The sequence below is a fragment of the Streptomyces sp. NBC_01635 genome, assembly GCF_045209715.1.
Taxonomy (GTDB): Bacteria; Actinomycetota; Actinomycetes; order Streptomycetales; family Streptomycetaceae; genus Streptomyces; species Streptomyces hirsutus.
In genome coordinates this window covers 8,515,516-8,536,618 of sequence record NZ_CP109277.1, presented here as the reverse complement: position 1 = coordinate 8,536,618, position 21,103 = coordinate 8,515,516, and the positions used below count along the sequence as shown (strand labels likewise).

The window sequence follows — 21,103 nt, the reverse complement described above, 5'->3', positions numbered from 1 at the left end:
TGCGACCGGGACATCAGTCCATCAGGCCGGCGGCGAGGGTGGCGCCCAGTTCCCAGCACCGCTCGACGGCGGCCTTGTCGGGTTCGCCCGTGACGGTCACGGCGTCGGCGGCGCGCCGCCAGCCGAGGCCCTTCGTGACGGACTCGATACCCCGCACCGCCCCGGTGACGTCGCTGCCGCCGTGCACGTAGTAGCCGAAGGGCCGGCCCCGGGTGGTGTCCAGGCACGGGTAGTAGACCTGGTCGAAGAAGTGCTTGAGCGCCCCCGACATGTAGCCGAGGTTCGCCGGGGTGCCGAGGAGATAGCCGTCGGCTTCCAGGACGTCGCCCGCGGTGGCGGACAGGGCCGCCCGCCGCACCACGCGGACATCCTCGATCTCCGGGGCCGTGGCACCGGAGAGGACCGCTTCGAACATCGTCTGGCAGTTGGGCGAGGGCGTGTGATGAATGATCAGCAGAGTCGGCACCCTCCGACCCTGCCGTGCCGGCCGGCACCCCCGCAAGCCGGTCCGGCGCGCCGGGAGGAGCGGCGAACGGTTGTGGGGGCCCTGCGGGAATGGCACGATGCGCGACATCGGTACACGGAGACGGGGTACGTCTTGGTCGACGAGAATCGCAGGTCACCGGCGGCAGCGGTGTTCGACGCGCTGGGCAGCGACTACGAGGAGGCGTTCGCCGCTTCCGGGACGCACCGGGCCTCCCTGGCATGGCTGCTGGAACGGCTCCCGCCCGCCGCCCGGGTACTGGACGTGGGCAGCGGGACGGGCCGGCCCACGGCCGCGACACTGGCCGCGGCGGGGCACCGGGTGCTGGGGGTCGACGTGTCACCGGTGATGGTGGAGATCGCGTCCCGGCAGGTGCCCGATGCCGAGTTCCGCTGCGGCGACATCCGCGAAACACCGGTCGAGGACGGCTCGTTCGACGCCGTCTGTCTGTACTTCACGCTGCTCCAGATGTCCCGTGCGGAGCAGTCCGACCTGCTGCGCCGACTGACCCGGGTGCTGCGGCCGGGGGGCCTGTTCGTCCTGGCGACCGTGCCCCTGGACGTGGAGGGCTTCGACGGTGTCTTCATGGGGCAGAAGGTGCGGGTCACCAGCTTCGCCGCCCAGGGCGTGATCGGCCTGGTGCGGGACGCGGGGCTGACGGTGCTGTCCGAGGAAAGCGTGATGTTCACCCCGGCCCATCCCGACGCCACGCCGGAACCCCAGCTCTTCCTGCACTGCCGGCGCGAGGACATGGCCCCGGCGGACTGACACGGGACGGTTGCGCGGAACGCGGCCCTCACCGGGGCAGCGGGCTCGTCTCGTCCCTGAGGTCGGCGAGCAGTTCGGCCTGGCCGGCGAGGACACCGGACAGGATGGTGCGCGCCACGCGGAGCAGTTCCGCCACGTGGGGGCTGGTCAGCGAGTAGTGGACGGTCGAGCCCTCCTTACGGCTGACCACGAGGTTCGCCCGCCGCAACACCGCCAGCTGCTGGGAGAGATGTGCCGGTTCGATGCCCACCTGGGGCAGCATCTCCGCGACCGAGTGCTCACGCTCACTGAGGAGTTCCAGGACCCGGATACGGGCGGGATGCCCCAGGGTCTTGAAGAACTCGGCCTTCAGCTGGTGCAGCGGCGTGGTCATCGTGCCGTCCCCTTCCCGGCGCCGGTCCGGCCCGGGCCCCGGTCCCTCGCCTCACCTGTACGTCGTCGGCACCCGGCCTCGACGCTTGCCGACATTAGCAACTCCGCACATCACTGGTGCCCGGCGGTCCTGCCCTCGGGGATCACGGGAGGGCCCGGACGCTCCTTCCACGGCCGTCACCGCTGTCGCGGACCACCGCCGTGTCACCGGTCCGACGACGGTGGCCCGGCGCCCGACGAGTGACGCGGGGCCGGTCGCGGGGTGGCGTTCGCCGCTCCTCTGCTCGGCCGGGCCTGCTCGGCGGTCTCGCGGGCGGGGGAGGCGGACGGCTCGGCGGGGAGGGTGAGCACCTGACGGCAAGGCAGCACACCGGCGTCACCGTCGCTCCCCGCGCGGATGGGCTCCGCCTGTGCCGCGGAGGGGGCGGAGCGGGCTGCGCGCGGGTCACAGCGCCTCCCCCACGGGCAGCGGTGCCGGTCCCGGGGCCCGGGCCGCGGGCAGGACGCCGGTGAGTCGCAGGTGCTCGCGGGCCGCACCGATCGCCTCGGGGGTCGTGGCGTACTCCCGGCCCTCGTGCCGCAGCAGGTCGAGGGCCCCGACGGAGTCGAGGACCTGACGATGGCCGGGACGGATACCGGAGACCATGACGGCGATGCCGCGCCGCCTCAGCTTCGCCACCGCGTCCTTGAGCACGAGAGCGCCGGTGGCGTCGACGACGCTCAGGTGCGACAGGCGCAGGACGACGACGCGTACACCGGCGAGTTCGTTCAGTGCCGGCAGGAAGCGGTGGGCGGCGGCGAAGAACAGCGGACCGTCGATGCGGTAGGCGACGATGTGCTCGGCGAGCAGCCGGTGCTCCTCCTCCGTGTGGTCGCCCCGGTCGAGCGCCAGCGGTGCGAGCCGCGCCTGCCGGGCGACGGCGCGCAGCGCGAGGAGACCCGCGACGGCCAGACCGATGATCACGGCGAGGACGAGATCGAGGACAAGGGTGGCGACGGCCGTCAGGACGAGGATCAGCGCGTCGGAGCGGGTGGCACGGGCCATGGCGCGCAGCGAGCCGACCTCGACCATCCGGACCGCGGTGGCCAGCAGGACGCCCGCCAGAGCGGCGAGCGGGATCTTCGACACCAGCGGGGCCGCCGTGAGGACGATCCCGGCGAGGACCGCGGCGTGAGCGAGCGAGGCCAGCCGTGAAGTGGCTCCGGCGCGGACGTTGACCGCGGTGCGGGCGATCGCGCCGGTCGCGGGGACACCACCGAACAGCGGCGCGGCCAGGTTCGCCACGCCCTGTCCGAACAGCTCGCGATCCGCGTCGTGCCGCTGCCCGACGGTCATGCCGTCGGCGACGGAGGCGGACAGCAGCGACTCCAGTGCGGCCAGGGCCGCCACGGCCAGGGCGGGCGCGACCAGGTCGGGGAGGGCGCCGACGTCGACGAAGGCGAGCGAGGGGGCGGGCAGACCGGAGGGCAGTTCGCCGATGAGCCGCACCCCGTCCGGTCCGCCGATCTGCACCACGAGCGTGGCCGCGATCACGGCGAGGACGGAGAAGGGCACGGCGGGTCTCCAGCGCGCCCCGAGCAGCATCACGGCGGCCACCGAGAGCGCCAGTGCGACGGCGGTCCAGTCGGGGGTGCGGGCGAACTCCTCGAACGCCCGCCGGGCCACCACCAGGACCCGGTCCCCCTCGGGGGCGGGCACGCCGAGGGCGTTCGGGATCTGCTGCAGTCCGATCACGCACGCGATGCCGAGTGTGAAGCCCTCCACCACGGGCGCGGGCACGTACCGCATGCCGCCGCCGGCCCGCAGCAGTGCCAACGCCACCAGGATCGCGCCTGCCATCAGCCCGACGGTGAGCACGCCCGACGGGCCGTGGTCGGCGACGATGGGCACCAGGACCACCGTCATCGCGCCGGTCGGTCCGGAGACCTGGAGGTTGGAGCCGCCGAACACGGCCGCCAGCGCGCCGGCGACCACAGCGGTGGCCAGCCCGGCCTGCGCGCCGAGTCCGGAGGAGACTCCGAAGCCGAGCGCGAGGGGCAGGGCGACGACGGCGACGGTCAGACCGGCGAGCAGGTCCCGGCGCGGGTTGCGGCGCATCCGGCCGAGGTCGTCCCGGCCGGGCAGCAGCGACGTGATGCGGGACCGGGCTCCGGTGAGCCACGGCGGTACTGACACGACCCCTCGACTTCCCGGCGGCCACGGCACGCCGTCGCGCGATGACGTCGCGAGCCTCGGTGGCCCGCGACGACGGACATGCGTTCAAGCATGTATGCAATTGCTAAATTTAGCAATTGCGCAGATCGCTCGAGTAGTGCGCGGTGGGAAAGGCAGTACCCGGCCGGCTCGCACGGTCCGGCCGGTCGTCAGCACGCCGGTGACCGGCCCGTCAGCCGGTCACCCCCTCATCCGCCTTCGCCACAACGGTTCGACCTGCCGCCACTCGGCCTCCCACTCCTCCGAGCGCCGTTGCCCCATCCGGGACCGGACGAGCCATCCGCCGATCACGGCCATTCCCCCGGTGGCGGCGGCGACCGTGAGGCCGGCCATGACCGCCTGGAACCGTGCGTCCGCTCCGCCGGGCGGCTCGGGGACGAGACGTCCCGCGTCATCCGTCCACACGGTGACCACGTCGCCCGCCTTGTCCCCGGGGCCGGCTTCGGCCCGGCCCGTGCGGCTGGTGCCGTCGGGGGCCTTCCACCGCACCTTCACCCACGCGCGGCCGTCCCCGCTGCCGTCCTCGGTCACCGGCGAGGGCAGCGCGTCGGCCGTGTCCTCGGCCAGCACGGCGGAGACGATGTGGGACTCCGCGCGGCGCTCCGCGAGGGACCGGTCCACCGCCCCCGCCGCCGCCAGGCCGGTGACCGCCCCGGCGAACAGGGTGAGGACAAGGGTGGCGAGCAGCAGCCAGGCTTCGATCACGTCACTGCGGCGGCGCAGCGGGCTGCTCCGCCAGCGCCACAGCCACACCCTGCGGGGCCGCGCACCACGGGCCCTTCCCATCGGTTGTCACCTCCTCGCGCGCCCCCTCTTCAGGGTCCGTCACCGGGCTGCCCGACGCATGGGGCCCAACGGTCCTGTCCGGGGTCCGAAAGCTTCGGAGCCACGGCCGCCGTCGGGCCGCACCGGGAGGCCGGGCCGTCAGGCCGCGTACGCCGGGACGACCTCACGCCGCTCTCCGCCCAGGACGACCTCGAGCACACCGGTCTCGGCGGCGTCGCCGAAGACGTCGTACGCCTCCTGCATGCGGTCGAGCGGGAAGGTGGGGGTGATCAGCTGCCCGCCGGAGAACCGGCCGGCCGCCGCCGTCCGCAGCAGGGTCGGGGTGGAGCGGGTGTCGACCGACCCGGTGGTGAGGGTGATGTTCTTGCTCCACAGGTCCTCGATGCGCAGGGTGGCGGGGCCGTGGAAGCCGTAGCCCTTCATGCCGGTCCTCACCCCTTCTCGGTTCCGGCGGGCTTCGGCCTCGGGCGAACCCGCGCCCGCCTGCGGCGGCCGGGACTCCGGGAGGTGGCCCGCGGTCCGGCCCTGCTCTTCCAGTCTGAGCGCACCGGAGGGGATCCGCGCGGGCCGTCCGACAGCCGCGGCGGCTCGGTGACCCGGTTCCCGGCCGCGCCGGTCGCACGGACTGCCCCGGCATGTCGGCGGTCCCCGGCCCTCGGAGGAGCACCCGGTCGAGCGCGCTGCCGGACCCGGGCCGTCACCCCCTCGCGACCCGCTGTGCACCGTGGCCGGTGGTCCGGGCACAGCGCGGACGGCGACGGAGCCCCGCAGGAGCGTGGCCTCGGTCGGCGGGCGTCGGGCGCGGCCACACGCAGGTGGCACGCGCGCAAAACGTACGCGGAGCAGGTCCTCACCCCAGGCGCCGTACGCAGTACTGCACTTGGCGCCCGTTCGCGTCACCAAAGCGCGAAAGCGGGTCGCCGCTGACATCGCAACGGGCGCCACGGGAAAAACCTGAGGCTCTGCGGCAGCTTCACCCCACGACGAAGGAGATCACCGCATGGTCCACAGACATGGCCGGTCCGCACGACGGGCGGCCCTGGCCACGCTCGGCGCGCTCGTCCTCGCAGCCCTCCCCTCCACCGTGTCGGCGGAGCCGGACCCGACGGTGGAAACCGCGTCCGGCGCGGCCCGAACCCTCGGCGCCGACCGCCCGTCGGCGGCGATGCTCGAAGCACTCCGGCGCGACCTGGGCCTGACCTCGGCGCAGGCGTCCGCGCGGCCGGCCAACGAGGCGGAGGCGGGCGCCCGCGCGGGTGTCCTGCGCAACGCCCTGGGCGACCGGTTCGCCGGCGCCTGGGTGCGTGGGGCGGCCTCCGAGGAACTCAACGTCGCGACCACCGACTCCAAGGACGTGGCGGCCATCGAGGCCCAGGGCGCCAAGGCCGTCGTCGTCGCCCGCTCGCTGGCCGACCTCCGGGCCGCCAAGGAGGAACTGGACGCGGCGGCCGCCGCCCGCGACACCGCCGATACCCCGCTGTGGTACGTGGACGTGCCGGCGAACCGGCTCGTGGTGCAGGCGCGGGCGGTGTCGGCCGGTGCCGCCTTCGTCAAGGCCGCCGGGGTCGACGACCAGGATGTGACCATCCTCGTCTCCACGGTCCGGCCGCGGCTGCTGCAGGACATCACCGGCGGCGACGCCTACTACATCAACGACACCGCCCGCTGCTCGGTCGGCTTCTCCGCGACCGAGGACGCGCAGCAGGGCTTCGTCACCGCCGGTCACTGCGGCGACCGGGGTGACACGACCACCGGTTTCGACCAGACCGCCCAGGGCACTTTCCAGGACTCCGTCTTCCCCGGCAGGGACATGGCGTGGGTGGGCGCCAACGACACGTGGACGGCCACGCCGGGCGTCAGGGCGCAGGACGGCCAGGAGGTGCAGGTCACCGGCTCGGTGGAGGCGCTCGTCGGGGCGTCGGTGTGCCGGTCCGGCTCGACCACCGGATGGCACTGCGGGACCATCCAGCAGCACGACACCAGCGTCAGCTACGCCGAGGGAACGGTCGACGGAGTGACCCGGACGACGGTCTGCGCCGAGCCCGGCGACTCCGGCGGACCCTACGTCGCGGGCGCCCAGGCGCAGGGGGTCACCTCCGGCGGTTCCGGTGACTGCACGCGCGGCGGGACCACGTTCTACCAGCCGGTCAACCCGATCCTCGCCGACTTCGGTCTGACCCTGACCACCGAGCTCGCGCGGACCGCGACACCGGCCCCGCAGGACGACGCCGAGGACGCCTGGGCCCCCGGCCGCGTCTACCCGGCCGGGACCACGGTGACCCGCGACGGGGTTCGCTACCAGTGCCTGCAGACGCACCAGGCCCAGAGCGCGTGGGCGCCCGCCGGCACGCCGGCCCTGTGGCAGCGCTTCTGACACCTGCTCCGTGGAGCCCGACGGGCCTCACCAGAACCGGGTGGTGAGCGCGGGCCGGCGCACCGCCTGGGCGGCGTCGCGCAGGTTCAGGGCGACGCTGATGGTGGCGCGCAGCGCCGACGGCCGTACCGTCTGGGCCGTTTCGGTGGCCAGGACGAGCAGGCAGGCGGCGGCCTGTTCCACCACGGCGACGGGGAAGGTGTAGTCGCTGTCGGCCGCCGCGCGGAACGCCTTCAACGGGATCCCCGCCCCGTCGACGGTCCGCTCGGCGGCCTGCTCCAGGTGCTGTGCGGCCTGGTCGCACACGGAGGCGGGCAGAGTGAGGGTGCTGGAGAACGATGCAGTCATGAACGGAGTCGTCCCCCGGCACCGGCCCGTTCGATCGGGGGGCGGGGCGTTTTCACCGTCCCGCGTGACGGGTCGGTGGCGAATGTCGGGGCGTGGAGGGGGCGCACCGGGGACGGCCCACGAGAGGTCGCGTCCTCGGCGACGGCGGGCGGGAACGCGTCGGCGAGCAGCACGGTGTGCACCGGCGTCTTCCGCCGCCGGTGCACACCGTGCTGCTCGCCGGGAGAACCGCTCAGCGGCTCACCACATGCCGTTCGTCGGGGACGCAGTGGGTCATGGTGAGTCCCTCCACGTCGCGCGGCGGGTTGTCGCCGAGGCTGGCCAGTCGCTTGCGGTCCTCGTCCGTCAGGTCCTGGCCTTCCAGGGGCTTCAGATGGGCGATGTCCTGCGGACCGATGCCGAGGCCGTCGCCGACCCTGCGGCCGAGGTCGTTCTCGGCGAGGAGGCAGTGCCACACCATGCGCTCCTGCACCTCCCGGTCGCACTGGGAGAACAGGTCGACGAAGTTCTTGACCAGGTCGTCGCGCTCCCAGTCCTCCATCAGGCAGTAGCGCTGTCCCGCCTGGAGGTAGTCGTTGGTGCGGAGGATGCGCTTGCGGGTGAGCCGGCCCCGGATCTCCGGGCCCTGGTCGTCGTGCGTCGGGTACTGGGCTTCCCGCAGGCCGCCGGTGATCGACGGCTCGTAGTTCACGTGCGGGTTCTCGCCTGCGCCGTCCTGGTGGTACGTCATCTGGCCGTCGCGCTGGTTGGTGCGCACCTCGGCGTTCTTGGCCTGGTTGACCGGCAGCTGAATGTAGTTCGGGCCGACGCGGTGGCGCTGGGTGTCGCTGTAGGAGAAGGTCCGGCCGACGAGCATCTTGTCGTCGGAGAAGTCCAGGCCGTCGACGAGGACACCGGTGCCGAAGGAGATCTGCTCGTTCTCGGCGAAGAAGTTGTCCGGCATCCGGTTCAGCACCATCCTTCCCACCGGCTTCGGCGGGAAGTCCTGCTCGGGCCAGGTCTTCGTGTCGTCCAGCGGGTCGAAGTCCAGCTCCGGGTGGTCGTGGTCGTCCATCATCTGGACGAGCAGTTCCCACTCCGGGTAGTCGCCGCGCTCCACCGCCTCGTAGAGGTCCTTGGTGGCGTGGCCGAGGGAGTCGGCCTGCACGTTGGCGGCGTCCTCCTCGGTCATGGAGCGCACGCCCTGCTTGGGCATCCAGTGGTACTTGACGAGCTTGGTCCCGCCCTCGGCGTCGACCCACTTGTAGGTGTTCACGCCGAAGCCCTGCATGTGCCGGTAGTCCGCCGGGATGCCCCGCGGGCTGAACAGGTTGACCAGCATGTGCATGGACTCGGGCGTCTGCGACATGAAGTCGAAGATGCGCCGGGGCTGCTGCTCGAAGGTGACCGGGTCGGGCTTGAGGGCGTGGATGACGTCCGGGAACTTGATCGCGTCCCGGATGAAGAAGACACCCAGGTTGTTGCCGACGAGGTCCCAGTTGCCGTCCTCGGTGTAGAACTTCACCGCGAAGCCGCGCGGGTCGCGGGCCGCCTCGGAGGAGTCGCGTCCGCCGATGACGGTGGAGAAGCGGATGGCCAGGTCGGTGCGCTTGCCCTGCTCCTGGAAGAGCTTGGCCCGGGTGTAGCGGGAGATCGGTTCGTCCCCCCACTTCCCGTACGCCTCGAAGTAGCCGAAGGCGGTGACACCGCGCGCGTGGACGACGCGTTCGGGGATGCGTTCCCGGTCGAAGTGGCTGATCTTCTCCAGGAACTGGTAGTTCTCCAGCGTGGCGGGCCCCCGGGCGCCGACCGTGCGCTGGTTCTGGTTGTCGTAGACCGGATGGCCCTGACGGTTGGTGAGTACCTTGCGGTCGTCGCCCGGAACAGGACCCCGGCTCGAAACGTCCGTCATGTCTGTGGACTCCTTCGGCTGCTCATGGCTGGTGGCGGGCCGGAGCACGGTGGCACGGCCGCGGGCCGGTCGCCTTCGACTGCGCGGGAGCTCCGGTGTCCCGGCAGCCCCGTGTCCCTTTCCCGGCGTCCCCGGTCTCCCAGGAACCGCGTGGTCACTCACGCGTCGGTGGCCCGCTCACTGAACGTCCGCCGCCCGACGGCCGGGCCCGCGCGCCTCGCGCATGTCCCGCCGGGGGCTTGCGTACGAGGGCCATGCTGCCGTGCATCACGGAGACCGGCGACTCGAAGCGGTGGCGGCCCGCTGCGCCCGCCGTACGGCAGGGACCGCCGGAACCGCCGGGACCGCCGAGGCGGCCGAGGCGGTGACGGGTGGGACAGTCGGTGTGTCCGGGGGCCGGCGGTGTACATCGCGGCCTCCCTGCGGACGGCGTTGACCGGAGCACCGGTGTACAGGCGCTCGACGAGGTCGGGGTCGGTGAGGAAGGACCGGTTGAGGTGATGAGGCCGGCGGCGGTGGACCGGGGGCAACGGAGCCAGGAGCTGTACGCGGCGGGCTGTGCGGCTCGCAGATCGCCGAGCTGCCGCCCTGCGTGCGGGACGCGTCCGAAACGGCGGAGGCCCTCCTGGTGAGCGAGCCGACGGTGGAGCGGGACCGTGCCGATCGCGTGATCGAGGACCTGTGACGCTCCCGCACGCTCCTGGACGCCGTCATCGCGGCGGCGTCGTCGTCGCGGACGGCGGAGCCGATCCGGCGGACACCGTAGAGGTACACGGCGCACGGGAGCGCGACCGGTCCCCCGTTCCGGTCGTGCTCCCGCGGCACGACGAACCTATGTGAATGGCGGCGCGGCTGTGTATAGCACCGGTGCCCGCTGGGACGGCCGCGGGACTCAGCCGTGCACAACTGAGTCCGTTACGACCCGTTTCACCCCGCGCGAGCCGGCCGGGACGGGGTCGGCGGACCGTCGTTCACCCTGGTGGGGACGTGGGCACCGGGCCCGCGAACACCGGTGTCTCCAGGTCTCCCAGGGCCAGATGGGCGAGCACGACCTCGTACAGGTCGGTGCCGGCGGCCAGCAGTTGGCGCTCCAGGACCGGCTCGGCACTGCGTACGTGCTCGCGCACGGTCTGCGCGTGGACGCCCAGGAGCTGCGCGGCCCGCTCGGCGTTGCCGCCGGCCGCGATCCAGGTGCGCAGCGTGCGGCGCAGGGGGCGGGCGTCCCGGTCCAGGCGTTCCAGCAGTTCTCCCGCCCAGGCGCGTACGGCGGGCCCGGACACCAGGTGGGCGAGTCCGGGGACGGGCGCCTCGAAGGCGCTGCCCGCCTGGCCGTCCTGGAGGTTGAACTGGGTGTGCAGCGCCAGGTGCACGACGGCACGGGCGGTGAGGTCGTCGAAGTCGGCGTCCAGCATGTTCTCGACGCGTTCCATCCGGGCACGCACCGTGTTGCGGCTCACGCCGAGGATCTTGGCCGTGTTGACGGCGGTGAACTCCAGGCCGAGACGGGTGGTCGCGAGGAGCTCGGCACGTGTGTGGTGCGGCACCGTGTCCAGGGGGCGCAGCAGCCGGGCGGTCCAGCCGCGCAGCGCCGTCGGGTCCATCAGCCGCTCGGGATGGGTGCGTTCCGCGTACACCGCCGTCTTGTCCGGGCGGAAGCGCGCCACGGCGAGGGCGCTGACGGCCTGCCCGTACGCGGTGGCGGTCCGGGCGAGGCTCTGCCAGACGCTGCCGCCGAGGAAGGTGTCCGGATGCCGTTCGACCAGGGACTTCAGATCGCCGGCGGTCGCCTCGCGGGGGCTGACGACGATCACGTGCCCGTCCATCGCCGGGCACCGCACGACCAGTGCCTCCTCCTCCGTGCTGTCCAGGGCCTCCTCGGCGAGGCGGTCACGGCGGGCGGGCTCGGACTCGACGACGTAGACGCACGCGGTGTCGGCCTCGAGCAGGCCCGGCCAGAGCCCCGCGGCCACCCGGCGGGCCGCGACGGTGTCCTCGACCATGAGCAGTTGGAGGATCGCCAGCCGCAGGTCGGCGCTGGCCCGACGCAGCCGCTGCCCGGCCGCGGTGGTCTCACCGGCGGTCAGCAGCAGTTCGATCACCTGGGCGGTGTGCGTGATGACGTCGGCACTGTGCCGGTCGAAGGGGGTGTCCCGGGAGACTGCCAGCGCCCAGGTCCGGGAGGGGTGCCCGATCTGCACCAGACGCAGGTGCCGCTCGCCGTCCTCCCAGGCCGCGGAGGCGATCCGGCCGGAAGTGACATCGGCGACGAGGTTCTCGTCCAGCGCCAGCCCGGTTCCGGCGACGAGCGTGCCGGTGCCGTCCCGGAGTGCCACCGACCCGTGCACGGTGCGGGCGAGCCAGTCGACGACCCTGCGGACATCGCGGCCCGCCGGCCGCAGGTGCTCCAGCAGTTCCTGCGCCCACCCCGGCTGTTCACCGGCCGCCGCCGGCTGCGGGATTCCGTCCTTACGGGCTGCCACCTCGGTCTTCCCCTCGTACGCCGGGTCTCTTCGGCCCGGCACCGGACGTTACCCCACGCATGCGGCCGGTTCATGCCGGGCGGAGGGGGTGAAGGGGAAGCCCTGCACGACGTCGGCACACCATCGACACGCCGTCGGCACACGGACGGTCCACGGCCGGGAAACGGACGGGTACGGGACCGGGGCACGGACGGCCCCGGCCGGGGATGTGCGGTCCCGCCGTGCGGTCGGCATAAGCTCGGTGAATGGCGAAGTACTTCGACGTGCACCCCGACAACCCCCAGCCGCGCACCATCTCCCAGGTCGCCGCGAGCATCCGCGACAACGCCCTGATCGCGTACCCCACCGACTCCTGTTACGCGCTCGGCTGCCGGCTCGGCAGCCGGGAGGGCATCGACCGGATCCGTACCATCCGCAAGCTGGACGACCGGCACCACTTCACTCTGGTGTGCCGGGACTTCGCTCAGCTCGGCCAGTTCGTACGGATCGACAACGACGTGTTCCGCGCGGTCAAGGCGTCCACGCCGGGCAGTTACACGTTCATCCTGCCCGCGACGAAGGAGGTGCCGCGCATGCTCCAGCATCCCAAGAAGAAGACCGTCGGCGTGCGCATCCCCGAGCACGTCGTCACCCAGGCACTGCTCGCGGAGCTGGGCGAGCCCCTGCTGTCCAGCACCCTGCTGCTGCCCGGCGAGGACGAGCCGATGACCCAGGGCTGGGAGATCAAGGACCGGCTCGACCACGTGGTGGACGCGGTGCTCGACTCCGGGGACTGCGGCACCGAGCCGACCACGGTGATCGACTTCTCGGGCGGCGAGGCCGAAATCGTACGGCGGGGCGCGGGGGACGTCTCACGGTTCGAGTGAGGGCGACGCGGTGAACTGCCCCGATACGGGCCGCCGGATCCGCGGGAGCGGTGACGAACGTACCGGGGCGCGCGCAGGTTGTCCCAAAGAAGCGCACCTTGAACCGTGTTGGACCGGGCAGAGCCGAAGTGCCGGGCCCGGGACATGTCACGATGGGGCATGATCCGTCCCGCCCGTCGCGGGGGCGGCCCCGTCCGACATCCCGCAGAGAGGCGCCAGCCGGCCATGACCGCCGTACAGGGAAGCACCGTTGACATCACCACCGAGGACGGCACCGCCGACGCGTATCTGACGCATCCCGCCGACGGGGGTTCCCGGCCGGCGGTCCTGTTCTACATGGACGCCTTCGGGCTGCGGCCGCGGCTGCGGGCGATGGCCGACCGGCTGGCGGAGGCCGGGTACACGGTCCTGGTACCGAACGTGTTCTACCGCCATGGGCGCAGTCCGGTGGTCGAACTGCCCGAGTTCATCGACCCGGTGGCGCGGCCGGAGATCTTCCAACGTATCGGGCCGATCCTGCGGGAGCTGACGCCGGAGCTCGCCATGCGCGATGCCGGCGCCTACCTGCGGTGGCTGGCCGGCCATCCCGCGGCGGCCGACGGCCCGGTGGCGGTGACCGGCTACTGCATGGGTGCGGTGCTCTCCCTGCACACGGCGGGCACCTACCCGGACCGGGTGGCGGCCGCCGCGGGATTCCACGGGGCCCGGCTGGCGCCGGACGCGCCGGACAGCCCGCATCTGCTGGCCGACAGGATCACCGCGGAGCTGTACTTCGGTCACGCCGACCAGGATCCGTCGATGCCCGAGGAGCAGATCGAGCGGCTGGAGCAGGCGCTGACCGCGGCCGGGGTCCGGCACCGCTGCGAGGTGTACACCGGGGCCCGCCACGGTTACACGCAGGCGGACACCGCGGCCTACGACAAGGAGGCGGACGAGCGCCACTGGACCGCACTGCTGGACCTGTTGAACCGAACCCTCTGACGAACCTGCCGAACCTCGCTCTCCGAGAGCCCTGTCGGGGGGCACCGACCGAGCAAAGCGGTCAACGTCTCATCGGAACGGACCAGGTTCGTGCATACCGCTGTCCACACCCGTTCTCCGGCCGTCCGCGGCAGCGTTGTTACGGTGCTCCGATGTCAGACTCTTCACGCGACACGGCCGAGGGCGCCGGCTGGGGCACCGGGCAACGGGGCGAGTACCGGCGGCTGTTGCCGCCCGGGGCCGAGAAGATCTCCTGGTTCGACCCGCAGATGCTGTGGGCCGCCCGCAACGGGGTCCTGGCCTCCTGGCTCGGGGACCCGACGGGCCGCATCCGCAGCCGGTGGGTGGCCCAGCGGACGGCGGCCGGCGCGCCCGCCGACAAGGTGATCCGGCACGACGGTCCGGACCGGTTCTCCTTCCTCGTCATCGGCGACACCGGTGAGGGCGGTGAGCCCCAGTACGCCGTCGTACCGGGGCTGTTGAAGGAGGGCCGGGACACCGCCTTCACCGTGCTTGCCAGCGATGTGATCTATCCGGTGGGCAGCGCCGACGACTACGGCGACAAGTTCTTCCGCCCGTACCAGGACTACAGGGCGCCCATCTACGCGATCCCCGGCAACCACGACTGGTACGAGGACCTCGACGGGTTCATGCGGGTCTTCTGCGACGACGCCCCTCCCCTGCCGCCCGAGCCCGCCCCGCGTCCCCTCACCCGGGCGTGGCTGCGTTCCCTGCTGTGGCACCGGCCGCGCCCGGGCGACGGGCAATGCCTGGCCGAGGCGCGGAAGCTGCGGTCCGGTCCGGAACAGCGGGCGGTGCAGCCGGGCCCGTACTGGGCGATCGACGCGGGGCCGGTGCGGATCATAGGCATCGACACCGGCCTGCTGGGAACCGTCGACGCCGAGCAGGGAGCCTGGCTGCGGGAGGTGTCCCGGGGGCCGCGCCCGAAGATCCTCGTGACCGGCTCGCCGCTGTACGTGGACGGCGCGCACCGTCCCTGTCCCGTCGAGGGCGGGGGAACCGTCGACGACATCGTCCGCGACCCGGACCACCACTATGTGGCGGCGATCGGCGGTGACATCCACAACTACCAGCGCTATCCGGTCCGTCTGGACGACGGCCGTACCCTCCAGTACGTGGTGGCGGGCGGTGGCGGCGCCTTCACGCACGCCACCCACACCATCCCCCGTGTCGACGTCGCCGGCGTCACCGAGCGGGACTTCCGCTGCTATCCGCTGCGCGGCGACTCCCTCGCCTTCTACAGCGCGCTCTACGCGCGCCGGACGCGGCTGCGCCGCTTCTTCACCCTCACCGATGCCGAGGCGGCGGCCGTGATCGCCGAACGCCTCGGCATCGGTCCCACCCGCGTGCCGCACCCGCCGGCCCGGGTCACCCGGCGGATGCGGCTGGTCGCCGGACTGCTCGGGACCGGCCGCCGGCCCGACCGGGGCAAACGGTTCAGGCTGCCCGTGCGCAAGGTCCACACGCAGGTGTTCTCACCCGGTTCGGCCACCTACACGCCGCCGTTCTTCAAGTGCTTCCTGCGGCTGGACGTGGGCCCGGACGCGATCCGGCTGCGCTGCCACGCCGCCACCGGCAACCTCGCGCAGGAGGTCGCCCCGCCGGTCGAGGACGAGGTGACCATCCCGCTGACGTGACCGGTCCCCGGCACGGGGCTGTCGGGCGGAGCACGTCGGGCGGGCGGTCACCAGTGTCCGGGTGCGGTCCCGGTGATCGGCTCCGAGGCGCGGCCGTCGGTGCCGACCGGCACCTCCCCCGCGAGCATCACCCGGTGCATGATCCGTGGGTGGTCGAGGTGGGCGGTGTCGCCCGGGGCGAGGTGGATGGTGGCACGGTTGTCCCAGAACGCCACGCTCCCCGGCTCCCACCGGAAACGCACCGTGTACTCGGGCCGGGTCGCCTGCTCCAGCAGCATCTCCAGGATCGCCCGGCTCTCCGGCCGGGACAGCCCGGTGATCTGCTCGACGTAGTAGCCGTTGACGAACAGCACCCGCTCCCCCGTCTCCGGGTGGACCCGCACCAGGGGATACTCGGAGGCGGTCTGGTGGTCCAGCAGGTGCCGTACATAGGCGTCGTCGCCGGACCGGGGCAGGTAGCCGACCCCCAGCCGGTGCTCGGCGCGCAGCCGGTCGGCGAACTCCCGTACCGGGGCGGACAGTCCGGCGTAGGCGGCGGCCAGGTTCGACCAGGTGGTGTCACCGCCGTAGGACGGGACGGTCTGGGCGCGCAGGATCGTCGCGGCGGGCGGGTCGATCCGGGCGCCGTGGTCGCAGTGCCAGCCGCGCAGCAGGGTGTGGCGGCGGCGCCGCAGCCATTCGTCGTGCTCCATGCCGAACCGTCCGCCGAGCTCCAGCCGGTCGGCGGTCGTCTCGACCTCCGGGAAGCCGGGCGGCGAGGCCTTGCCCCGCCGGGGCAGGACGACCGGCTCGCCGAACCGCCGGGCCAGCGCCACATGCCCTGCGTGGTCCAGTCGCTGCCCGCGGAAGAACACCACCTTCCAGCGCAGCACCGCCGCCCGGATGGCGGCGATCACGGCGTCACCGGGCTCGTCGGCGAGGTCGACACCGGTGATCTCGGCACCGATGTGCCCGGCGACCGGACGCACCTCGACGCCCGGACCCGTGCCCGGCCCCGTCCCCGCGTGCCGCTCCCCTCCCGTGTGCCGCCCGATGCTCCTCGTGCCGTCCATGTCGCTCCCGCCCGTGGTCATGCGTGCCCCCTCCATCGTTCGTCCCCGGCCGGTGCCGGTTCGGATGCGTCCGTGTCGTCCGTCCGGCCCGCCCGTCAGGTTGATCGTCGGCCGCCCGGTCGGTGAGGCTGGAGAGACGACACTGTCAACGGGAAGGTCCCCTCGTGATCAGCATCCCGAACCACACGCTCAACGACGGCACAACGATCCCCGCCATCGGCCTCGGCACCTGGCCGATGGACAACGCGCAGGCCGAGCAGTCCGTGGCCGCGGCCCTGGAGGCGGGGTACCGCCTCGTCGACACGGCGACGAACTACCGCAACGAGACCGGGGTGGGCCGTGCCGTGGCCCGTGCCGGTGTCCCGCGCGAGGAGGTCGTCGTGACGACGAAGCTCCCCGGCCGCCACCACGGCTACGAGGAGACCCTCGCCTCCTTCGAGGAGTCCCGCGCGCGTCTCGGCCTGGAGTACGTCGACCTGTATCTGATCCACTGGCCGCTCCCCCGGGTCGGCAAGTACGTCGACTCCTGGAAGGCCATGATCAAGCTGCGCGAGGACGGTCTCGTACGGTCGATCGGCGTCTCCAACTTCACGCCCGCCCACATCGAGCGGCTGGAGAAGGAGACCGGGGTGCTGCCCTCGGTCAACCAGGTCGAGCTGCACCCGTTCTTCCCCCAGGAGGAGCTGCGCTCCCACCACGCGGACAAGGGCGTGCTCGTCGAGAGCTGGAGCCCGCTGGGCCGGGGTTCGCAGCTCCTGGGCGACCTTGCCGTGGCCGCCGTCGCCGAGGCCCACGGGGTCACCCCGGCCCAGGCGGTGCTGCGCTGGCACATCCAGCTCGGGGCGCTGCCCGTGCCCAAGTCGGCCGACCCCGAGCGGCAGCGCGCCAACCTCGATGTCTTCGGCTTCACGCTGGACGACGCCCAGATGCGCACCCTCACGGACCGGGCCCACCGGCGGATCGGCGGGGACCCGGAGGTGCACGAGGAGTTCTGACCGCCGCCCCCTGACGGGCGCGCGGCCCGCAGTCGGACCACGTGTGCCGCTGCGGGCCGTGCGCCCGTCGGGCGCGGGTCACGCCCGGTGGTCGCGGAGTGCGGCGAGCGCGCGGTCGGCGTGCACGTTCATCCGCAGTTCGCTGCGCACGACCTCGAGAACGGTGCGGTCCTGCCCGATGACGAAGGTGACGCGCTTGGTCGGCGCCAGGGAGATGCCCCGCTTCACCCCGAACCGCTCGCGGACGGCGCCGTCGGCGTCGGACAGCAGGGGCATGCCGAGGGAGTGCCGTCCGGCGAACTCCGCCTGCCGTTCGACGGCGTCACCGCTGATGCCCACCGGCCGCGCGCCGGCCGCGGCGAACTCGGCGGCCAGGTCGCGGAAGTGACAGGCCTGCGCGGTGCAGCCGGCGGTCAGCGCGGCCGGATAGAAGAACAGCACCACGGGCCCCTCGGCGAGCAGTTCCGACAGCCCGCGGACGGTGCCCGTCTCGTCCGGGAGCGCGAAGTCCTCGACCGTGTCGCCCTTCTCCGGCCTCCCGCTCACGCCGCACGCTCCGCGCTCTTGGCGACCCCTCGCGCCCACAGCACCAGCGGCAGTTGCAGGGGCAGTCGGCCCCAGGCGGCTGCCTGCTGCGGCGCGGGGCGGCGGCGGCGCCAGTCCACAGCCATCTTCACGTTGGCGGGGAAGACCCCGACGAAGAAGGCGGCCGTGGCCAGTGCGGCGACCCTACGGGTCTGCGGCAGCGCCACTCCGGCGGCCAGCGCGAGCTCGGCGGCACCGCTGGCGTAGGTCCAGGCCCGGGGCGAGCCCGGCAGGGAGCGCGGCACGATGTGGTCGAACCGGCGCGGGGCGGTGAAGTGGGTGGTGCCCGCGGCGGCCAGCAGGCCGGCGAGCAGCAGGGGTGAGCGATCGGACCGTGACACGGTTCCTCCTCCGGTGGCCTGCCCCGCGACATTACCGGACGGTAAGTACAGGGGGTCACCGGGTCGGGAGCGTGTCAGGCGGCTCCGGCCGGGGTGGCGCCGCGCGGTTCCGCTTCTCCTTCGGCGGCGTGGGCGAGGAAGTCGTCGACCATGCGGTGGAAGAGCGTGGCGAGCTGCCGCAGTTCCGCCGGGGACCAGTCGGAGAGAGCCACCTGCATGGCCCGCGCCCCGACCTCACGGATGCGGGTGATGGCCTCCCGGCCCGTCTCGGTGAGTTCGACGCGGTGGGCGCGGCGGTCGTCGGGGTCCGGGACCCGGGTGACGTGGCCGGACTTCTGCAGTTGCTGCACGGTGCGGGTGACGTGCGACGCCTCGACGCCCAGGCGGGCGGCCAGTTCGCCCGGCCGCATCGGTTCGGCGTCGGCCGCCTGCCGCAGCAGCGCGACGGCCGCACGGTCCAGGGGGACGCCCGCCATGGCCATCAGCCGTTCGTGCTGGCGGGCGCGGGAGCCCAGATAGGTGATGCGCATGAGCGCGCGCTCGATCTCGGCCACTTCCGGCGAGGCGGGAATGTCGGGGACCGAGGATGCGTGCATGCGCCCACTTTACCATCTCATTGCGTAACTCAATCAATCCATGGGGGCACGGAGCGTACCGCTCCGCCCGCCAGGGGGCACCGTTCGGGCAAGACCGGGGGCGACAGCGCGCGACGGGGCGCCCGGACGCCCGCACCCCGCCACATCCCTGCCGCCGATCGCACGGGCGCGCACCGGGGGTGCCGCTGCCGGTCGGCGAAGCGCACCGCGACGCCCGCACCCGGCACGGCATGCCGGCCGGCCGTCCCGGGGCTCCGGATCCGGCTCCGGCCCGCCCTCTCCCCGAGGAGGAGGCCGCCGGCGTTCCGGACGCCGGGGAGTGATCCGGCAGCGGCTCCACGAGTGTTGGGCAGCGCTTCACCCTTGGTACGCCCACGACCCTTGGCATGGACGCGTCTAACCGCGATGCTGAACGCCCTTGCCCCCCACAGCCGTTGGGCTGCGCCCGGATTCCGAGGAGGACGCAGTGTCGTCGAGTACCTTCCGAACGCACCGCAGGAGATGGCTGACCGGTCTCGCCGGCGCCTTCGCCTTCGTCATCGCCTTCCCCGCCACCGCCTTCGCCGCACCACCACCGGCCCTGCCGGCCGACGCCGGCACTCTCGACCGGACGTACCAGCCCGCCTACGACTACGACACCGACGGGTGCTACCCCACACCCGCGATCGGCCCGGACGGCGCGATCAACCCCGGACTCAACCCGACGGGCGCCCTCAACGGCAACTGCCGCGACGCCCCGGACCTGGACAGCACCAACGGCTACTCGCGTTCGAAGTGCAACAACGGCTGGTGCGCCATCGTCTACGCCCTGTACTTCGAGAAGGACCAGGCGCTTCCGGGCGTCAGCCTCGGCGGCCACCGCCACGACTGGGAGCACGTCGTGGTGTGGGTGCAGAACGACACGGCCCAGTACGTCTCGACCTCCAACCACGGTTCGTTCTCGATCCACGCGAGGTCGGCGGTCCGCTTCGACGGGACGCACCCGAAGATCGTGTACCACAAGGACGGCATCAGCACGCACTGCTTCCGGCTCGCGAGCACCGGCGACGAACCGCCGGAGAACCACAAGGGCACCTGGCAGTACCCGGCGCTGGTCGGCTGGGACGGGTATCCGGCCGGGCTGCGCGACAAGCTCGTCCAGCACAACTTCGGCAGTGCGAACTTCGGTCTCAAGGACGGGAGTTTCGCCTCCCATCTCGCCGCGGCGAAACCGTCGGGCATCCCGTTCGACCCGAACGCCTGACCCGGTAACCCCTCCGGGACCGAACACCTGACCACCCGTCACCGGGAGTCCGGACGAATCCGCCGTCCGGGCTCCCGAACCGGCCCGCTCTGCACGGGCGCTCGAGCCGAAGGGTCTATCGTGTCGCCATGTCCGTCCCCGAACTGATCCGTATCGTCTCCCGCGACTCGCCCATGGCGCTCGCCCAAGTGGAGCGCGTCCGGGCCGACTTGGCCGACATCCTGCCCGGTGTGCGCACTGCGGTCGTCCCCGTGCGGACCACCGGCGACACATGGCTGGGCGACCTGGCACAGGTAGAGGGCAAGGGCGCGTTCACCAAGGAGGTCGACGCCGCGCTGCTGACCGGCGAGGCGGATCTCGCGGTGCACTGCGTCAAGGACGTGCCCGCCGACCGCCCGCTCCCCGCGGGGACCGTGTTCGCCGCGTTCATGAAGCGGGACGACGTCCGGGACGCCCTCGTGCACCTGGACGGACTCACCCTGGACGAGTTGCCGGCCGGGAGCCGGATCGGCACCTCCTCGGTGCGCCGTGTCGCGCAGCTGGCCGTCTCCCATCCGCACCTCGAGTGCGTACCGTTCCGCGGCAACGCCAACCGGCGGCTGGCGAAGCTCGCGGCGGGTGAGGCCGACGCGCTGCTGCTCGCGGTCTCCGGCCTGGAGCGCATCGGCCGCCGCGACGTGATCAGCGAGCTCCTCTCCCCCGAGGCGATGATGCCGCCCATCGGCGCGGGCATCCTCGCACTCCAGTGCCGTGAGGGCGACACGGATCTCATCGACGCGGTCAGCACCCTCGGCCATCCGGAAACACATCGGGAGGCCACCGCCGAGCGGATGTTCCTGCATGTGCTGCAGGGACACTGCAACAGCCCGATCGCCGGATACGCGCGGGTCGACCGGAGCGGCGAACTGTCGCTGCGGGCCTGTGTCTTCACCCCGGACGGCAAGGTGCGGCTGAACGCCCACGAGTGGGCCGGCCGGCTGGATCCGGCGACGCTCGGCACCTCGGTCGCGGTCGCCCTGCTCCGTCAGGGTGCCCGCGAGCTCATCGACGGGATCCCGCACTGACGCC

General features: G+C 72.7%; 19 protein-coding genes and 1 pseudogene. 8 read left to right on the top strand and 12 right to left on the bottom strand.

The features are described 5' to 3' along the window. Positions 1-13 precede the first annotated feature (13 nt). Positions 14-466, bottom strand: coding sequence for a flavodoxin family protein (locus OHB56_RS38955; RefSeq protein WP_055591628.1), 453 nt, complete (start codon positions 464-466; stop codon positions 14-16). A 132-nt stretch (positions 467-598) separates the two neighbouring features. On the opposite strand from OHB56_RS38955, the gene OHB56_RS38950 reads away from it, so the two are divergent. After that, a complete protein-coding gene (locus tag OHB56_RS38950) occupies positions 599-1,252 on the top strand; it encodes a class I SAM-dependent methyltransferase (protein WP_406358609.1) in 654 nt (217 codons plus the stop codon). A 28-nt stretch (positions 1,253-1,280) separates the two neighbouring features. Here the strand turns inward: OHB56_RS38950 and OHB56_RS38945 are convergent, their stop codons facing one another. The 4 genes and pseudogenes from OHB56_RS38945 to OHB56_RS38930 all read right to left on the bottom strand — a co-directional run. Then, entirely contained in the window at positions 1,281-1,625 is a 345-nt protein-coding gene (locus OHB56_RS38945) for a metalloregulator ArsR/SmtB family transcription factor (RefSeq protein WP_055626368.1), read from the bottom strand. A 444-nt stretch (positions 1,626-2,069) separates the two neighbouring features. Next, entirely contained in the window at positions 2,070-3,800 is a 1,731-nt protein-coding gene (locus tag OHB56_RS38940) for a SulP family inorganic anion transporter (protein WP_406358606.1), read from the bottom strand. 219 nt (positions 3,801-4,019) lie between these two features. After that, positions 4,020-4,625: a hypothetical protein gene (locus OHB56_RS38935; RefSeq protein WP_326751050.1), complete on the bottom strand. Its 606-nt coding sequence runs from the start codon at positions 4,623-4,625 to the stop codon at positions 4,020-4,022. A gap of 138 nt (positions 4,626-4,763) precedes the next feature. Next, positions 4,764-5,036: pseudogene (locus OHB56_RS38930) on the bottom strand (alcohol dehydrogenase); the annotation flags it as partial. A gap of 589 nt (positions 5,037-5,625) precedes the next feature. On the opposite strand from OHB56_RS38930, the gene OHB56_RS38925 reads away from it, so the two are divergent. Next, a complete protein-coding gene (locus OHB56_RS38925; RefSeq protein WP_406358604.1) occupies positions 5,626-6,999 on the top strand; it encodes a trypsin-like serine protease in 1,374 nt (457 codons plus the stop codon). Between the two features lie 27 nt (positions 7,000-7,026). Here OHB56_RS38925 and OHB56_RS38920 read toward each other — a convergent pair whose 3' ends face one another. From OHB56_RS38920 to OHB56_RS38910, 3 genes are all read right to left on the bottom strand, one after another. Next, the gene (locus OHB56_RS38920) at positions 7,027-7,347 is read right to left on the bottom strand and encodes a hypothetical protein (RefSeq protein ID WP_326751052.1); all 321 of its coding nucleotides are present in this window, start codon (positions 7,345-7,347) and stop codon (positions 7,027-7,029) included. A 232-nt stretch (positions 7,348-7,579) separates the two neighbouring features. Then, a complete protein-coding gene (locus tag OHB56_RS38915) occupies positions 7,580-9,238 on the bottom strand; it encodes a catalase (protein WP_406358602.1) in 1,659 nt (552 codons plus the stop codon). A gap of 971 nt (positions 9,239-10,209) precedes the next feature. Continuing rightward, positions 10,210-11,718, bottom strand: coding sequence for a helix-turn-helix domain-containing protein (locus OHB56_RS38910; protein ID WP_326751054.1), 1,509 nt, complete (start codon positions 11,716-11,718; stop codon positions 10,210-10,212). A gap of 245 nt (positions 11,719-11,963) precedes the next feature. On the opposite strand from OHB56_RS38910, the gene OHB56_RS38905 reads away from it, so the two are divergent. The 3 genes from OHB56_RS38905 (at position 11,964) to OHB56_RS38895 (ending at position 15,223) form a co-directional block, all read left to right on the top strand. Continuing rightward, on the top strand, positions 11,964-12,584 hold the full coding sequence (locus OHB56_RS38905; RefSeq protein ID WP_055596841.1) for an L-threonylcarbamoyladenylate synthase: 621 nt from the start codon (positions 11,964-11,966) through the stop codon (positions 12,582-12,584). Positions 12,585-12,809: 225 nt separating this feature from the next. After that, on the top strand, positions 12,810-13,565 hold the full coding sequence (locus tag OHB56_RS38900; RefSeq protein ID WP_406358600.1) for a dienelactone hydrolase family protein: 756 nt from the start codon (positions 12,810-12,812) through the stop codon (positions 13,563-13,565). Between the two features lie 152 nt (positions 13,566-13,717). Further along, positions 13,718-15,223: a metallophosphoesterase family protein gene (locus tag OHB56_RS38895; protein ID WP_406358599.1), complete on the top strand. Its 1,506-nt coding sequence runs from the start codon at positions 13,718-13,720 to the stop codon at positions 15,221-15,223. 47 nt (positions 15,224-15,270) lie between these two features. Here the strand turns inward: OHB56_RS38895 and OHB56_RS38890 are convergent, their stop codons facing one another. Beyond that, a complete protein-coding gene (locus tag OHB56_RS38890; RefSeq protein WP_406358597.1) occupies positions 15,271-16,296 on the bottom strand; it encodes a TauD/TfdA dioxygenase family protein in 1,026 nt (341 codons plus the stop codon). 143 nt (positions 16,297-16,439) lie between these two features. Between OHB56_RS38890 and OHB56_RS38885 the strand changes: the two genes are divergently transcribed. Next, entirely contained in the window at positions 16,440-17,270 is an 831-nt protein-coding gene (locus OHB56_RS38885; protein WP_406358595.1) for an aldo/keto reductase, read from the top strand. A gap of 78 nt (positions 17,271-17,348) precedes the next feature. Here the strand turns inward: OHB56_RS38885 and OHB56_RS38880 are convergent, their stop codons facing one another. The 3 genes from OHB56_RS38880 to OHB56_RS38870 form a co-directional block, all read right to left on the bottom strand. Then, complete coding sequence (locus OHB56_RS38880) at positions 17,349-17,816, bottom strand: peroxiredoxin (protein WP_326751059.1); 468 nt, start codon at positions 17,814-17,816, stop codon at positions 17,349-17,351. Beyond that, a complete protein-coding gene (locus OHB56_RS38875; RefSeq protein ID WP_406358593.1) occupies positions 17,813-18,196 on the bottom strand; it encodes a hypothetical protein in 384 nt (127 codons plus the stop codon). The genes OHB56_RS38880 and OHB56_RS38875 overlap by 4 nt, the downstream gene beginning before the upstream one ends. Positions 18,197-18,270: 74 nt before the next feature. Further along, entirely contained in the window at positions 18,271-18,792 is a 522-nt protein-coding gene (locus tag OHB56_RS38870) for a MarR family transcriptional regulator (protein ID WP_326751060.1), read from the bottom strand. Positions 18,793-19,258: 466 nt separating this feature from the next. Here OHB56_RS38870 and OHB56_RS38865 point away from each other — a divergent pair, with 466 nt between their 5' ends. Next, positions 19,259-20,035, top strand: coding sequence for an NPP1 family protein (locus OHB56_RS38865; RefSeq protein WP_326751061.1), 777 nt, complete (start codon positions 19,259-19,261; stop codon positions 20,033-20,035). A 128-nt stretch (positions 20,036-20,163) separates the two neighbouring features. Further along, a complete protein-coding gene (gene hemC, locus OHB56_RS38860) occupies positions 20,164-21,099 on the top strand; it encodes a hydroxymethylbilane synthase (protein WP_326751062.1) in 936 nt (311 codons plus the stop codon). The last annotated feature ends 4 nt before the right edge of the window (positions 21,100-21,103 follow it).

Coding starts and splice junctions, on each gene's coding strand:
- OHB56_RS38945 (WP_055626368.1), bottom strand. CDS start 1,625: ATGACCACGCCGCTGCACCAGCTGAAGGCCGAGTTCTTCAAGACCCTG.
- OHB56_RS38890 (WP_406358597.1), bottom strand. CDS start 16,296: ATGACCACGGGCGGGAGCGACATGGACGGCACGAGGAGCATCGGGCGG.
- OHB56_RS38900 (WP_406358600.1), top strand. CDS start 12,810: ATGACCGCCGTACAGGGAAGCACCGTTGACATCACCACCGAGGACGGC.
- hemC (WP_326751062.1), top strand. CDS start 20,164: ATGTCCGTCCCCGAACTGATCCGTATCGTCTCCCGCGACTCGCCCATG.
- OHB56_RS38920 (WP_326751052.1), bottom strand. CDS start 7,347: ATGACTGCATCGTTCTCCAGCACCCTCACTCTGCCCGCCTCCGTGTGC.
- OHB56_RS38915 (WP_406358602.1), bottom strand. CDS start 9,238: ATGACGGACGTTTCGAGCCGGGGTCCTGTTCCGGGCGACGACCGCAAG.
- OHB56_RS38905 (WP_055596841.1), top strand. CDS start 11,964: ATGGCGAAGTACTTCGACGTGCACCCCGACAACCCCCAGCCGCGCACC.
- OHB56_RS38870 (WP_326751060.1), bottom strand. CDS start 18,792: ATGCACGCATCCTCGGTCCCCGACATTCCCGCCTCGCCGGAAGTGGCC.
- OHB56_RS38925 (WP_406358604.1), top strand. CDS start 5,626: ATGGTCCACAGACATGGCCGGTCCGCACGACGGGCGGCCCTGGCCACG.
- OHB56_RS38935 (WP_326751050.1), bottom strand. CDS start 4,625: ATGGGAAGGGCCCGTGGTGCGCGGCCCCGCAGGGTGTGGCTGTGGCGC.
- OHB56_RS38895 (WP_406358599.1), top strand. CDS start 13,718: ATGTCAGACTCTTCACGCGACACGGCCGAGGGCGCCGGCTGGGGCACC.